Annotated in this window: 13 protein-coding genes; 7 read left to right on the top strand and 6 right to left on the bottom strand. The window is 48.9% G+C overall.

The genetic code is table 11. From position 1 onward, the window contains the following. Nucleotides 1–19 precede the first annotated feature (19 nt). Genes R7M72_RS05590 through R7M72_RS05580 form a run of 3 tightly spaced genes read right to left on the bottom strand, consistent with a single transcriptional unit; the run spans nucleotide 20 to nucleotide 3,394 of the window. Nucleotides 20–1,264 carry an ABC transporter substrate-binding protein gene (locus R7M72_RS05590; protein WP_318056097.1) on the bottom strand — a complete coding sequence of 415 codons (1,245 nt, stop codon included), beginning with the start codon at nucleotides 1,262–1,264 and terminating at the stop codon, nucleotides 20–22. Nucleotides 1,265–1,266: 2 nt separating this feature from the next. Further along, complete coding sequence (locus R7M72_RS05585; protein ID WP_021822097.1) at nucleotides 1,267–2,697, bottom strand: ATP-binding protein; 1,431 nt, start codon at nucleotides 2,695–2,697, stop codon at nucleotides 1,267–1,269. Continuing rightward, the gene (locus tag R7M72_RS05580; RefSeq protein WP_017634509.1) at nucleotides 2,687–3,394 is read right to left on the bottom strand and encodes a response regulator; all 708 of its coding nucleotides are present in this window, start codon (nucleotides 3,392–3,394) and stop codon (nucleotides 2,687–2,689) included. The genes R7M72_RS05585 and R7M72_RS05580 overlap by 11 nt, the downstream gene beginning before the upstream one ends. A gap of 265 nt (nucleotides 3,395–3,659) precedes the next feature. Here R7M72_RS05580 and ptsG point away from each other — a divergent pair, with 265 nt between their 5' ends. Then, complete coding sequence (gene ptsG, locus R7M72_RS05575) at nucleotides 3,660–5,102, top strand: glucose-specific PTS transporter subunit IIBC (protein WP_081008341.1); 1,443 nt, start codon at nucleotides 3,660–3,662, stop codon at nucleotides 5,100–5,102. Nucleotides 5,103–5,199: 97 nt separating this feature from the next. Here the strand turns inward: ptsG and R7M72_RS05570 are convergent, their stop codons facing one another. Further along, entirely contained in the window at nucleotides 5,200–5,646 is a 447-nt protein-coding gene (locus tag R7M72_RS05570; RefSeq protein WP_054576550.1) for a DUF302 domain-containing protein, read from the bottom strand. Between the two features lie 227 nt (nucleotides 5,647–5,873). Between R7M72_RS05570 and R7M72_RS05565 the strand changes: the two genes are divergently transcribed. The 6 genes from R7M72_RS05565 (at nucleotide 5,874) to R7M72_RS05540 (ending at nucleotide 13,404) form a co-directional block, all read left to right on the top strand. Then, nucleotides 5,874–7,865, top strand: a complete 1,992-nt coding sequence (locus R7M72_RS05565; RefSeq protein ID WP_318056096.1) for a U32 family peptidase — start codon at nucleotides 5,874–5,876, stop codon at nucleotides 7,863–7,865. Nucleotides 7,866–7,969: 104 nt separating this feature from the next. Then, nucleotides 7,970–8,215: a DUF3297 family protein gene (locus R7M72_RS05560; protein ID WP_005374689.1), complete on the top strand. Its 246-nt coding sequence runs from the start codon at nucleotides 7,970–7,972 to the stop codon at nucleotides 8,213–8,215. 487 nt (nucleotides 8,216–8,702) lie between these two features. Beyond that, nucleotides 8,703–9,413 carry an ABC transporter ATP-binding protein gene (locus tag R7M72_RS05555; RefSeq protein ID WP_318056095.1) on the top strand — a complete coding sequence of 237 codons (711 nt, stop codon included), beginning with the start codon at nucleotides 8,703–8,705 and terminating at the stop codon, nucleotides 9,411–9,413. Continuing rightward, nucleotides 9,400–11,910, top strand: a complete 2,511-nt coding sequence (locus R7M72_RS05550; RefSeq protein WP_318056094.1) for an ABC transporter permease — start codon at nucleotides 9,400–9,402, stop codon at nucleotides 11,908–11,910. The genes R7M72_RS05555 and R7M72_RS05550 overlap by 14 nt, the downstream gene beginning before the upstream one ends. Continuing rightward, the gene (locus R7M72_RS05545) at nucleotides 11,910–13,034 is read left to right on the top strand and encodes a lipocalin-like domain-containing protein (protein WP_318056093.1); all 1,125 of its coding nucleotides are present in this window, start codon (nucleotides 11,910–11,912) and stop codon (nucleotides 13,032–13,034) included. The genes R7M72_RS05550 and R7M72_RS05545 overlap by 1 nt, the downstream gene beginning before the upstream one ends. Before the next feature lie 103 nt (nucleotides 13,035–13,137). Then, nucleotides 13,138–13,404, top strand: coding sequence for a DUF2999 family protein (locus tag R7M72_RS05540; RefSeq protein ID WP_004746427.1), 267 nt, complete (start codon nucleotides 13,138–13,140; stop codon nucleotides 13,402–13,404). An 81-nt stretch (nucleotides 13,405–13,485) separates the two neighbouring features. Here the strand turns inward: R7M72_RS05540 and R7M72_RS05535 are convergent, their stop codons facing one another. Further along, nucleotides 13,486–14,073: a GNAT family N-acetyltransferase gene (locus tag R7M72_RS05535; RefSeq protein WP_225477252.1), complete on the bottom strand. Its 588-nt coding sequence runs from the start codon at nucleotides 14,071–14,073 to the stop codon at nucleotides 13,486–13,488. 91 nt (nucleotides 14,074–14,164) lie between these two features. Then, nucleotides 14,165–15,028, bottom strand: a complete 864-nt coding sequence (locus tag R7M72_RS05530; protein WP_318056092.1) for a helix-turn-helix transcriptional regulator — start codon at nucleotides 15,026–15,028, stop codon at nucleotides 14,165–14,167. Nucleotides 15,029–15,072 lie beyond the last annotated feature (44 nt).

Below are 15,072 nucleotides of genomic sequence, written 5' to 3'. Positions count from 1 at the left end.
CGGCACAAATTCATTGCCATTAACCGCTTTGCGAAATAGCAATAATGCGTTTTATCAGCTCGTCGGGTTCCATCTTGGGATTGCGGTAAAAACGGAAGATTTCCGAGTTTATCGCTTGCTGGGCAACCGGATTGACCGCCATCGAATCAATCATACTCGGCACAGCGAGGTTGTGTTTAACGCCGTAGTGAAAGTCTTGATATGACTGGACCTGACACGGATTAAAATCGCTGATGTCGATATCGGTACGTACCGGAATCGAGCCTTTTACCTTATTGAACTTAGCTTGAAACTCGACATCTGCCAGCGCGCTTGCGGTTTGCAGAGCCGCCTCGGCAGAAAACGACTTGCTCGACATAAACACCAAGCTGTCCATGTTGTAGAGGAATACACCATCGCTGTCAGACGTTGGGTAACAGCCGACCTCTTGCGGGACTGAGACTTGATTGGCGAGCAGCTCACCTAAAATCCAATCTCCACCGATTTGAAACAGCGCTTGACCGTCGGCTAGCGCTTGGGTCGCCGTATCCCACTTACTGTCGGGTAATTGGTTGTCGATCAACAAACTCAGGCGGCGAAATTGCGTCAACGCTTGGCGCAGGGTATCACTGTCGATGCTGTCTCGCTCAAGTTTAACCATTGCATTGGTGTAGAACTCAACGCCGCCAGTGGAGATCACTAAGTTCTCGAAAAGTTGGGCGACTTGCCACGGCTGCTCACCGACCGCGATTGGCACGATGCCATTTTGCTTCGCAAGCTCCATGGCGGCGAACATTTCTTGCCAATTTTTCGGCGCGGACAGATTCAGTTGTTTAAGCAGTTTGTGGTTGACCCACAACCAGTTTAAGCGGTGCAGCGTGAGTGGCAGGGCGATATAGCCGTTTTGTGTTTTGTTGATTTCGATAGACAGTGGGTAGAGCACCTCGTCCCAGCGCTGCTCATCGGCAACCGCGTTGACGTTGTGCAAAATACCGATGGCATCCCACGCTTTAATACTTGGCCCTTCGATTTGCGCGAAGCTCGGTGGATTGCCCGCCAGCGCGCGAGCTTGCAGTACCGTCATCGCGCTGTCACCACCACCGCCTAACACCGGGCTTTGCAGCAGCTCAATATCGTGCCGTTTTAGCTGAGCTTTAAGTGTTTGCAGCGCTTGCTGCTCGCCGTCAGAAGTCCACCAATGTAAAAACTCTACCCCTTGTGGCGACTCAGCGTGAGCGACGCAAGGGGCGAGCAACAGTGGGAACAAGAATGCCAGTTTGTTCATAGTCAGTCTCTCGGGAAAGTCAGTGTGGCGCAGAGGCCGCCAAACTGAGAATGGCTCAGCGACAAACTGCCGCCGTGAGCCTTTGCAATGCTCTGTGAAATGGTTAACCCCAGCCCACTGCCTTCTTTATCATTGCTAGCGCGGAAGTATGGCTGGCAGAGCTTTTCAAGTAATAAATCGTCAACACCATCACCGTGATCTTCAATTTCAATCTGGATCGACTCTGGGCTTTCACTCAGCGTAATGTCCGCTTGATGGCCGTATTTGAGCGCGTTATCGACCAGATTCTGAATGCAGCGCTTAATCGCTAACGGTTTACCAGCAAAGTGGGTGCGGATTTCACCGTGGATGCGAATTGTGTCCGGCGCATCGGCGATATTGGAGGAAATGTGCTGAATCAGTTGGGTGAAATTGATCGGCTCGATTTCCTCGTGGATATCGGTCTCTTTAATGCATTGCAATGCGCCTTTGACCATCAAGTCTAGGTCGTTACTCAGGCGGATAAAGCGTTCTCGGTCGGCGTCGTCATCTAGCATTTCCGCCCGCAGTTTTAGGCAGGCTATTGGCGTTTTCAGATCGTGTGAAATGGCACTGAACAGCATCTCGCGGTCTTTAATATGGCTGTCGATGCGTCGATTCATTTTGTTAAACGCACGTACCGCCGCTTTCAGTTCGTTACTGCCGCGCTCAGAGACTTCGGGCACGTCTAATCGGCTCGACATCAGGGTTGCGGCTTTTGCCAGCTCTCGAATGGGTTGAATTTCTTTGCGAACGATAAACCAGGTACACAGCAACAGCATTAGCGCGGACACCAATAGCGTCAGCCATTGGCGCAGCTCAAAATAGTTAGTCTCTAGGTTGATGTAAGGCGCGGGTAGCACCGCCGCGAGATAAAACCATTCGTTCTGTGCGACTTCGACTTGCATCACCAGAATAGGCGGATTGAGGTCACCAAACGAAAGCGAATAATGCGCCCACAATAGCGGCAGTTCATCGATAGGTAGCTCGTTGTTGAATACTTTGAGTTTGTCGCGCTGGGTGAACTCCACCTCGATATTAGGAATGCCGCTCAGCTCGCTTTCTAATACCTCGCGAACTTGGTTGATGACCAACGTTTTGCGTTCGCTTTCTGGCAGTGGGTCGACGTCAATCTGGTGATTGTTGAGTGAGACGAAAAAGCGCGTGCCGCCCATGTTGCGCAGTTGATTGAGCACCAAGTGGCGATATTCAGAAGGGAGGGTTTGAAAGAAAGCGATGGTGGAAGAAGCGCTCAGTGCTAAGCTTTTGACTGTGGTGGTCAGGCCCTCTTTATCGCGTTCGCTGGCGTGTTGATACCAGATAATCCCGGATAATACCTGCGCCAGAATGATCACCAGCAACAGGAACACACTGGTGCGAACGACCAGTGATCCCGTCCAGCGTTTAATTCTCATAGTGCACGTCCGTGGTCAGCATGTAGCCTTTGTTACGCACCGTTAGGAGCAGCGAACGGTCTTTATCTTCAAGGTGATGACGCAAGCGGCTGATCTGCACGTCAATGCCGCGTTCAAACGGGTCGGCATCGCGTCCCCAGATCTCGCGCGCAATGTCATCGCGAGACAATATTGATTGCGCGTGGTTGACGAACAAACCGAGCAGCGACAAATCCGCGCCACTCAGTTGCTTGACCTCGCGGCTAGCAATGTGGGTCAGTTGCCGGGTTACGGTATCCAACAACCAATCGTCAAAACGCACTTTACGCGTCAGTTTGCTATTGGCGGTCGATTGGCTGCGTCTCAGAATGGTTTTGATGCGCGCGAGCAGTTCACGCGGGCTGAATGATTTGGTGATGTAGTCGTCAGCGCCCATTTCTAGCCCTGCGACTCGGTCGGCTTCTTCAGTGACGGCGGTCAGCATGATGATCGGGATATCGGAGTTTTTGCGCAGTTTCTGGCACAGGGTAAAGCCATCTTCACCGGGCATCATAATATCGAGGATGATCAAATCGGGATGGTGATCGTTGAGCAGCTGCCACATCACGCCGCCGTTTTCTGCGCAAAGTACTTCAAACCCAGCGCGGCCAAGGTAGTCTGACAACGCTTCGCGAAGGTCGAGGTTGTCATCGACGACCAGTATCTGCTTGTTTTCCATCCGACTTTCCCTGTGTCCGTCCCTTTGCCTGCCCCTGAGTTTGGCGCTGGCCAATATGATGCATTCTTAAACGCCCATGCACAATCGAGCTGATTACAATTTTCACTTCTCGGTGTAAGAGATTTGTAAGCGGCCACTTACAAACTGATTGCCTTTTGTAACCTTAGGCGCCGCCTTGCTCGCTATGATCATCCTGACCTTACGTGAAACAACATGACCTGAAGGAATCAGGTCCGACCACACTGGCATTCGTCAGGAGGAAACCATGTTTGCAAGTATATTTGGACAACTACAAAAAATAGGGCGGTCGTTAATGCTGCCTGTGGCGGTGTTACCGGTGGCTGGCTTGATGCTGGGTATTGGTAACGCGGGTTTTGCGTTTATTCCAGACGCGGTCAACAAAGTGATGCTCGCCGCCGGTGAAGGCGTGTTCGGCAACATGCAGTTGATGTTTTCGGTCGGTGTAGCGCTCGGGTTATCAAAAGGCAATGACGGTGCGGCTGCGCTCGCTGGCTTAGTTGGCCTAATTATTATGAACGCATCGCTCGGTATCGTGACTGGCCTGCGCGGCTTAGAAACTGACGCCACCATCATGGGCGTTGAGACGCTGCAAACCGGGGTGTTTGGCGGCATCTTTATCGGTGCGGTCGCGGCAATCATGTACAACCGCTTCTACAACATCAAACTGCCGGAATATTTGGGCTTCTTCGCGGGTAAGCGATTTGTGCCCATTGTCACGGGTTTATCGGCGATCGTCGTTGGTGCTATCCTCGCGTTTGCATGGCCACCTGTCGGACAACTTCTTGATGCATTTTCTCATTGGGCAGCGTACCAAAACCCTGTTCTCGCGTGGGCGGTTTACGGCGCGGGCGAACGTTCATTACTCCCGGTTGGTTTGCACCACATCTGGAATGCGCCGTTCTTCTTTGAAGTCGGCAGCTATGTAGACCCAGAAACCGGCAAAGAGTTTACCGGTGAGCTCACTCGCTTCTTCGCGGGCGATAAAACCGCAGGTTATCTGTCTGGTGGCTTTATGTACTCCATGTGGGCGCTACCCGCAGCGGCACTGGCGATTTACCACTGCGCGTCTCCTGAGCGCAAGAAAATCGTCGGCGGTTTGATGATGTCTGCGGCGTTGACCTCGTGGTTAACTGGTATCACTGAGCCAATCGAATTTACCTTCCTATTCGTCGCGCCAGTGCTGTACGTAATCCATATTTTCCTAACTGGTATTGCGTTTGCGATCACTGCATTTTTGGAAATAAAACACAGTACGGACTTTGCGCACGGTGCGATTCAGTTCTTCCTTTACTACCCAATGTCGACCAACGCGTGGATATTCATCATCATCGGTCCAATCTGGGCGACGCTGTACTACGGCTTGTTCCGCTTCCTAATTGTGAAGTTGGATCTAAAAACGCCGGGTCGCGAAACCGACATTGCAGAAGTGAAGATCGCCGGACAACCCGATGAAATTGCGGTGGATGTAGTAGCGGCATTGGGCGGCAAAGCCAATATTAAGTCAGTCGATGCGTGTATCACCCGTCTGCGTGTCTCGGTGAAAGACATTGCTAACGTTGATGTTGCTAAGCTAAAAGCACTTGGCGCGCGAGATGTATTAGTGATTGGCGACAGTTTACAAGCGATTTTCGGTACGCAGTCTGACTCAATTAAGTCAGAAGTGCACAGCGTACTCGCCACCTCCTGATCTTATCTACCCCCAATCTAGGTAAGATTTGCCAACCTCCTTGTGAGGTTGGCTTTTTCGTTTTTGGGGTAAAAAAAAGCGAAGCCAATAACCAGCCCTACTTCGCCGCCGCGTTGGTTAAATTGCCCAGCACGCCGCTGATTTTGTTCAATACCTCGTCGCAGCCTTCAATATGATGGCGCTGTTTTAAATACATCGGAGCGTTGTAAGCTAACCACGTTTTGCCTTCAGCATCTTCATACACCAACACTTTTTGGGGTAAATCGAGCGCCACTTCCTGCGCACAGATCATCAGTGGCGTGCCCACTTTAGGTTTTCCAAACACGATAACTTCGGTTGGTCGCAACGTCATATCAACTTTCGTGGCATTCTCTTGATGGTTAATGCGCGCAAAGACGTTCAACCCTTTTTCTTGCGCGATAGCGACAAATTTATCCGCCGTATCTTTTGTTGAATGCGTGCTCGCAACGGTTACCACGCCCTCACCAGCCAACGCACTCAATGACGTCAACGCCACTACCAACCCGATGATTACTTTTTTCATTTGTCGTCCCTTCCTCTCTCTGAGTCGAAAACTAGATATAGAAAAACCAAATATAGGAAAACTATAGAAGTCAGATTCCGCTATCGCGAATTGCACTCTACCCACTCAAGAGTCGACCGTGTAATACGGATTAATTGATTCAGATTAATAAAGCGTTAACTAGCTGAGCATCAAAAGCGTGAAATACGTAACATTTGCCGCCTATTTTAGTAAGAAAGAGAAAAGTAGTGACACGCGATCAATTTGAGTTATTAGCACCCGGTGGTGATTTAGATTCCATCAAAGCCGCCATTGCCGCTGGCGCCGATGCAATTTACTGCGGGCTCGACCGCTTTAATGCTCGTAACCGAGCGACCAACCTCACCTTAGATAACTTAAATGGCGTGTTAACGTTAGCCCATCAGCACAGCTGTAAGATTTTCCTAACGTTGAATGTGCTGATTTTAGAAAGTGAAATTCCAGCGATTGTTCGCTTACTCAGCCAACTGAACACCACCAAAATCGATGGCGTGATCGTACAAGATCTCGGTCTGGCCTACATTCTCAAACATCACTTTCCCGATTTGGATGTGCACGCTTCAACGCAACTGAACACGCATAACGAAGGTCAGATCCTCTTTCTCAACCAGCTCACCGCAAGCCGAGTAAACTTATCTCGCGAACTTAACATCAGTGAGATAAAACATCTGGCGCAATTTGGTCGCGAGCACAACGTAATGATGGAAGTGTTTGTCCACGGCTCATACTGCATCGGATTCTCCGGAATTTGCTACATCAGTTCAGCTCGCAATGGCGCATCAGGTAACCGTGGACGCTGTAGCCAACCTTGTCGCGAACAGTACGAAACGACCAAAACAGGCAACAACTACCCATTCAATATGAAAGACAACTCCGCCTTTGGGGACTTGAAAGCGCTTGCCGATGCTGGCGTGTATTCCTTAAAAGTGGAAGGACGAATCAAGAAATCGCACTACGTCTATACCGTGGTCGACAATTGGCGTCAGCAAATCGATCGCTTGTGCGAAGGTTTGGAACTCTCTGAAGACACCACAGAGTTATACACGGTGTTCAACCGTGATTTCTCCAACGCATTTTTGCAAGGCGATTTCGGCAAGGCGATGTACATCGACAACCCGCGCGACCACGCTGTAAAGCATTTTTCGAAGGTTTATCAATGCCAGTCTGCTGATGATGTACAAGCGGTGAAAAAGAAACTCTACGACGACAAAACCGCGATCATTGAGAAAGTGGCAGAGCAAACTAAGTCGTTCGATGTCACTTCGACACAAGTATCCGGCAGCAGCTTGAAAGGATCGATTGATGTGCCAACTCTGCCAACATTACCTCAACCAGAACCTCGCCAAGGTGCGCCAAAATTATCGGTTCTGATCTCGTCAGCACAAGAAGCCATGCTGTGCGAATACCGCGACATTGATGTTTACTATCAACTGCCAATGGGATTGTCTGGTGAACTGAACGCGATGATTGAGTTGTTCCAAGCCAATCCAATGCTCAAACCTTGGTTCTCAGCCATTTTGATTGGCGAAGACTATCACGCCGTGCGCGTATTTTTGGAAACCATCCAACCTGAGTTGTTGATCACCAACAACTCAGGCGTCGGCATGATCGCAAAAGAGCTCGGCTTAGGCTGGGTGGCAGGCCCACAACTGAACACGGTGAACTCATACGCGTTTAAATGCCTCCAAGACGAGTTCGCGGTAAGTGGCGCGTTTGTTTCTAACGAGCTGAATATGAAGCAGATGCGTCACATAAAGCGTCCGAAAAACATGCGCAGCTTCTACAGCATTTATCATCCAAATACCCTACTCACGAGCCGCCAATGTTTGTTCCAACAAACCGAAGGTTGCCGCAAAATTAAGGTTAACAAAGGCTGTTTGAAGCGTTGTGACAAGCGCACATCGATCATCAACCTAAAAGACAACCCGTATGTGGTGCAAAAACAAAAAGGTAGCCACAATTCAATCTACAGCGAGCACAACGTCTTAAACCTGCAAGTGATGCACGATCTGCCGCAATTGTTTACCGATGTGTTGATCGATCTGCGTGATATCCAGACCGAAACGAAAGTCTCAGCAAGCAAACCTGAGTTGATTGACGCGTTCTTAGCTCTACTTGAAGAGTACAGCGAACAAACCGTCCAAACGCTGAATGCCATGATTCAACCAACAGCCAACGCGCAGTATTTGAAGGGGTTGTAGGCGGTACTTGAAAGTTAAACAACGCATCCACTCTCAACATATCTTGAACACACACAGTGCACTGACTACAATAGCGCACTTTTTACGGAATTTAGGTCACAAACATGACAGATACAGCTAAACCAGCTCTACCAGATCGCCTAGCGGGTAACCCACGTAGCCCATTCTTCATCAAAGAATGCTTCGAGCACCAAATCGGTATTCGTATCAACGGCCAAGAGCGTACTGACGTAGAAGAATACTGCATCAGCGAAGGTTGGGTAAAAATTGCTTCTCCTAAAGCAAAAGACCGTTTCGGTAACCCAATGCTAATCAAGCTTAAAGGCGAAGTTGAAGCGTACTACGTGTAAGCTGACCACGCTTAATATCTTTGAAAGCTCGAGTCTGACTCGGGCTTTTTTAATGCCTGTCATATCCCTTCCTCATTTAATCTCTTCCCTCTTCTTTTCAGTACAAAGTAGGGTCTGTTTATCTTTCGAGATTAAGTTTTGTTCGAGGTAAAATCGTTTTAGGCGAGGCAAGGAGTGTGTAGCCTAGCATCCTAAGTAAATACTCCTTAACAAGGCATAGAACGATTTTAGCCGAACCCTTTGGGCAGCGTTTGTTGGTCATTTCTCCTGCGTTATCAGCTTTTTCATGTAGGCTAACTACACATCAAAGCTTCTGCCTTGCACAAATACCCAACAATTCGCTGCAAAAATCAGCTCGAAAGGTCAACAGACCTTAAACTCGATGTAAATCGCTGTTTTTATCTGATTGTTGTCTAAAGTTTCTAAAGAACGAACTGCAACAGCGATTGCCAAAAGAAACGACACCTTTTGAATACAGGGAGAGGAAATGGAAAGCCCACTTGTCACACTCAAACACGCCAGCAAAAGCTTTGTTGATGGCAAAGAGACACATCGCGTATTGGAAGGGGTCGACTTTACGTTGAACACAGGAGCGAGTGTTGCGCTGACAGGCGCAAGTGGCAGCGGCAAAAGTACTTTACTCAATGTCATCGCTGGCTTTGAGCCACTTTCCGAAGGTGAATTGTGGTTAGATGGTGATAACACAGCGGCTTGGAAAGACCCACAATGGAGCCGATTTCGACACCAAAAACTCGGTGTTATCTTCCAGCAATTCAACCTATTAACGCCGCTCAACGTGCAGCAAAACATCGCCTTCCCTCTGCATTTGAATCAACAGAAATGGAACGACTGGTGCGATTATTTGGTCGAGACTCTGGGCATCAGCCAACTGCTCGATAGACATATTTCTGCCCTTTCCGGCGGTCAACAGCAACGAGTCGCTATCGCACGCGCATTGGCACACAGACCTAAACTGCTACTTGCTGATGAACCCACAGGAAGCCTCGACCAAAAAGCAGGGCTAGAAGTGATGAAACTACTGAGTGAAATCACCACCCAAGGCAATACGGCAGTGCTGTTAGTCACCCACAGTCCTGACTGCGCTGAGTTTATGAAAACACGGCTGCGATTGGATAATAGTCAGCTACAAAACAGTCATCAAGTAAACAAACATGAGCTTCACCATGAAGCAAACTAAGCCATCAAACACCAGATTCACTCATACTCGACTCGCCCTGAATCTGTTTGCAGCGCACTATCGGCAGGCGCCACTGCAAGCCGCCGCGATCCTGATCGGTATCGTGCTGGCTGTAACCTTATTTGTTGCGGTGCAAGCCATCAACCTCAATGCCAAGCGCAGTTATGCGGAGTCTACCGAGCAGCTTAGTGCACAAGCTCAGAACTTAATTATTCCACCAGCAGGGCAAAACTATCTGCCCGAATCGCTCTACTTCACCCTTAGACAAAACGGACTCAGTGCAGCGCTACCTGTAATCGAAGGGCGAGTGAGAGATGAACAAGGTCGACGCTGGTCAGTGCAAGGTAGTGAGTTGATTGCCGCAATTTCCTCACGTTCGCGCTATTCGTCAGAAAACCAACAAAACGTGTCTTTGTTCGACAGTGCTTTACCTTTACCTGAGCTTTTGGCCGGTAAGCCGATCGTGATGATGAGCCAATCTCAACATCAAAACTTAGGGGAGGTACAAACCCTAACTCTGGACGACATCCCAACCCAAGTGGTGGTGCTACCTGACGAATGGCAGTTAGGTAGCCGAATGTTGATGGACATTGGTTTTGCGCAGCAACTGCTCAATAAACAAGGACAGCTCAGTTACATTGCGGTTTTCCATTCGGGTGATAAAGGGAATAAAGACACGCAAGCAAATTGGCAAAGCATCATTGGCGAGCAAGGACAATGGATTTCCAATAACCAAAGTACAGACCTTGGTTCGCTGACCGACAGCTTTCACCTCAACCTCACCGCAATGAGCTTACTTGCCTTTTTAGTCGGGCTGTTCATTGCCTACAACGGCGTAAAATACAGCTTGCTGAAACGCAATCGGCTGTTAGTGCAGATTCAACAGGCGGGCGTTGCGCCGAGCATTGTGTTCTCTGCGCTGTTAGTTGAACTCACGATTCTGGTTACCATCGGTGCTTCCCTCGGTTTTGTGTTGGGCATACAGCTCAGCCATTGGCTGCACCCGACCGTAGCACTGACTTTAGAACAACTTTACGGCGCAACACTGCTGCCCGGCACTTGGCAGTGGCAATGGTGGGCGCAAGCATTGCTGCTCACGTTAGCCGCCACCCTGTTGGCGTGTTGGCAGCACTTTAAACAGCGAGTGCGCCAGCCGCTCTCCTCTCATGGCGGATTTTATCAAGCACCTGAAGCTTCTAACGAAAACCAATTGTTCGTGATAGGTGCTGCGTTGACGACTCTCGCACTCGCAGGGTTATGGCTGAGTGAGCATCACCGCTTCACCATGGCGTGGCTCGGCGTGCTTGTGGTGTCGATTCCTTTGTACCTACCCAAAACACTCAGCGTGTTAGCCAATTGGTGTGAAAAGCGCACCAATTCCGGTTTGATGCAGTATCTGTTTGCTGAGCTGCGCGAGCTGATTTCTCCGCTTTCTCTCGCCATGATGGCGCTGCTACTCGCCGTTACTGCCAATATGGGGATGAACACGCTAGTTGGCAGCTTTGAATCCACCCTAAAACAGTGGTTAGAACAAAGGCTACACGCCGACATTTACGTCAGCCCTTCCCAAGGAGAAATCGCTGATGTAGAGCGAGCATTAGGGCAGTTCGACAAGGTTGAGACCGTCTACAAGCAATACTACGTCGACGATAATCTGCAAGGCTTACCGATTTTGCTTGGCACCAAAGACAAAGACACCTTAGAGCAAACCATGGTGTTCAAATCGCATTTGGAGAACTTCTGGCCGCGCTTTTACCAAGGTGAGTTAGTCGCTATCAGTGAGCCAACCGCGGTCAAACTGGGTTTATCACTGGGTAGCGAGCTCACGCTTGATGCCGTTCCAAATAAGAACCTACTTGTGGGCGCGGTATTCCATGATTACGGCTCACCCAACGGTGAAGTCTTATTAGCACCAAAGTTATGGCAAGAGAGCGGGTTTACCGACCTGCCAACAAGCCTTGGCATTAAAGTCTCGGGGGACCCACAAATCGTCTATGAGCAACTGCGCGAGCAATTGAATCTGCACCCAAGTCAGCTCTACGATCAGGCGCAAATCAAATCCATCGCGTTGGATATTTTCTCGCAGACCTTCGCCATTACGCGGGCTCTCAACGGCGTCACTTTGATGGTCGCGGTGATTGGTTTGTTCAGTGCTTGTTTCATGTTGCTCGACGCGCGCAAAGCCGCCATTGCAAGGCTGTATGCACTTGGCGTCAGCCGTCGTAAATTAATGACCATGGTAGTCGGACAGATCGTCGCTTTGGTCAGTTTTACTCTGGTTATTGCCCTGCCCCTCGGTGCCATGGTGGGTTATGTGCTGACAGACATCGTCACCTTGCGTGCTTTTGGTTGGAGCTTAAATTATCTGTGGAATTGGAGTGATGCCCTTAGCATTGCGGCAATCACCATCTTGGTGGCGGTGATTGCAACCTTGATTCCGCAGTGGCGATTGGTCAGCAAGCCTGTCGTATCCAGTTTGCAAAGCGAGGTGTTGTGATGGTTCGATTAGCAAGCAAACTTGCTCTACTCATAAGCAGCTTATTCCTATTCGGTTGTGAAGATGCCCAACAAAAAAATATGGGCACGCAAAATATGGGCACGTTGCTGGGAAGCGGAGATACGCAAAGCGAGAGCAAACTATTCACCCCCGTAGAAAAAGGAGTTGAACTCACCTTTCCTGCCGCTCATCAAGCGCACCCGAATTTTCGTCATGAATGGTGGTACTTAACCGCTAACTTAATTGATGAAGATGGCACTTCACTTGGCGTGCAGTGGACACAATTTCGCTTTGCTGCTGCGCCGCCAACGGGCGAAGATGACGTGAAGAAAACCGAATGGCAAACTCAACAAATCTACATGGCGCACAGCGCGGTCACGACAACCGACAAACACTACGCCGATGAAAAATGGTCGCGCGACCAAGCCTCTCTCGCTGGCGTCGACACTTCACCGTTTCGTGTTTACCTCGATGATTGGCAGTGGACTTCTTCAACCAACGACCTCTTCCCTGCCACATTGAAGGCGAACTCCGAACAGTTTGGCTATTCGCTGACGCTTACCAGCAGAGCACCTTATCAAAAGCAAGGCGAGCAAGGGTACAGCACCAAAAGTGCCGATGGACAGGTGGCTTCGTATTACTACAGCCAACCGTTTATCGATGTCTCAGGTGAAGTCACCATCGACGGCGAAACCCATCAAGTGTCGGGCAAAGGTTGGATAGATCGAGAGTGGAGCTCGCAATTCTTACTCGACTCACAACAAGGTTGGGACTGGTTTGCCCTAAGATTGAGTGACGACACTAGCTTGGTGGTGTTCCAATTGCGGGATTCCCAAAATGGACAAGCCAGTTATTCCAGCGCAAGGCTGATGCAGCAAGACGGTTCTGGCATCGCTATCTCACAAAAAGACATTCAGTTAAAGGCAACCAAGCAAACAGAAATCCAAGGGCGAAAGTATCCAACCCAGTGGCAAGTGTCGATTCCTAAGCAGCAAATCGAGCTAACCGTTTCTGCCCTCAATCCGAACTCGAAAATGCCACTTTCAGTGCCTTATTGGGAAGGCCCAGTGCGCATTAAGGGCTCTCATTCTGGGACAGGTTATATGGAACTAACGGGGTATTGAAAAGTTGAGTGATTACCCCAATTATTCAGCTAGTACAAACACAGGTAACCGAGTGATACACTGCACCTCAGTGTCATCCAATGAATGATTAAAAGGAAATGCGATGAACCCGATTATTGCGCTGCTAAAAGAGAACAACATCAGCGATGAGCAAATCAACGAGATTTTTCAGACTCTGACGCAAAACCCTCTAGCGGCAATGGCAACAATCAGCCAACTAGGTTTGCCACAAGACAAGCTACAAATGCTGATGGCGCAAGTGATGCAAAACCCTGCGCTAATTAAAGAAGCCGTAGACGAGTTGGGATTGGATTTCTCAAAGGTTGAAGAAGCAAAAGAGAAGCTTCAAAGCCAAAACCAAGGCAACTAAGTCTTAGCCATTTAGCGCTGAATATAGAAAAGGCCGTTACCCCGAACATGTGGGTTAACAGCCTTTTTTGTTAGCTAATTATTAGCGATTTAAAGACGCGAATTGTTCTGCGGTCATACCGTAGTAAAGTTTATCGTCAAAGCCTTGCTCTAGTTTGTAGTAGTCTTTCTGACGGCCTTCTTGAGTAAAACCATTTTTCTCTAACGTCTTGTAAGAACCAGCATTAGAAGCGTAGCAATCGGCACTGACTTTATGGGCGTTTAGCTCAGTAAATCCAATCTCGGTCATCATTTGGCAAGCGCGAGTCGCAACGCCTTTGCCCCATGCGCAAGTAGGTAACTGATAACCCACTTCGTAGTTGCCAGTTAAGAACATCACTGCGGTCACCGCACACATTCCCATGTACTGACCTTGTTGGTCACGAATCACGAACGTTGGGCTGTCTGGCCAAACACCTTCTTTGATCGCTTGTGCCGTATTTTCGATAATAGGGCCCAAGAAACCCTCATATAAGCTGTTGTCAGCAGGTGCGAAGAATAGATACTGATTGACCTTATCGTCGTTCAACATCTCGATAATATCTTGTAGATCAGAGCCTTGAATCAGTTGGATCGTCAAAGATTCATTAAATGGGATGGCTTCGCCTTGTTTTAGTTTTTGATATGACATGTGTTACCTCGTTATCTGCAGAAAATAGTAGCCTAGCGGATAAGAGAAAAATTGGATTTTTGCGACAACTTTCTAGCTGACTAGCAATATATTACGGCTCAAAGTCGCCATAGATATCGATGGTTAAGTCACGCTTTTTCAAGTATTTGCTTGGCGTTTTCCTTAGCTGCTGTTTGAGGGTACGAATCAAATGCGATTGGTCACTGAAACCAAATTGTTGTGAAAAACTCGCCCAATCAATCGCTTCTTGTTGCTTGTAGAGGGTCAAAATCATCTGCTCTAGGCGTGCCATTTGTTGATACTGCTTAACGCTCAACCCCACCACTTGTTTGAAACTGCGCTCAAGCGTTCTGCGAGAACAGGCGCACTGTTTGGCTATCTCATCAATATCCATCGCTAACTCAGGTGAGCGTAGTGCTTGAGCGTCCATCACAGATACCGCTTTTTGCGATGCCAAAAACGGTTTGGTACGACAAGGTTCGATATCTAACGCATCTAAATGTCCCTTGATATAGTCCAGCAAACATTGTGGTGAATCTTGCAACTCTAACTGCCATAGACCTTGTTGAAAGCGCTCATCAAACGCCGTGTTGAGCCAATCAAACCATTCGCATTGGTTAATTGCGCTAACTCGGGATGCATCACGAAACCGCGATTCAATGGCATACAAACCCTCAGGGCGAAAGGTGATACCAATACGCTTGATGGGAGCCGTATCTTCCAACAACAGCAAGTGTTCGTTAGCCGTTAATAAGTGGCAGCCTTTGCCAGCAAGCTTAGTGTCTCCCGTGTCGTAGCTGTAGCCTTGCTCTGGTGGCGTAAAGAGTAAATGAGCACGCGAGTTTGGAATAAGGTGCGGCTTGGGGTCAATGACTTCACCCTCTGGCACTTCCAAGTACCACACTTGATGAATGAGCCATTCGTACTCTGACAGAGACTGTTTCCAAGCTATCATGATTGTCCTAGTGGTTAGTAAAGATAATGAGCGCAACGTTTTTG

The sequence above is a fragment of the Vibrio sp. YT-18 genome (assembly GCF_033337345.1).
In the GTDB taxonomy this organism is placed as follows: domain Bacteria; phylum Pseudomonadota; class Gammaproteobacteria; order Enterobacterales; family Vibrionaceae; genus Vibrio; species Vibrio alginolyticus.
Note: the sequence above shows the minus strand (reverse complement) of the source record. Positions and strands in the feature narration are given on the sequence as shown.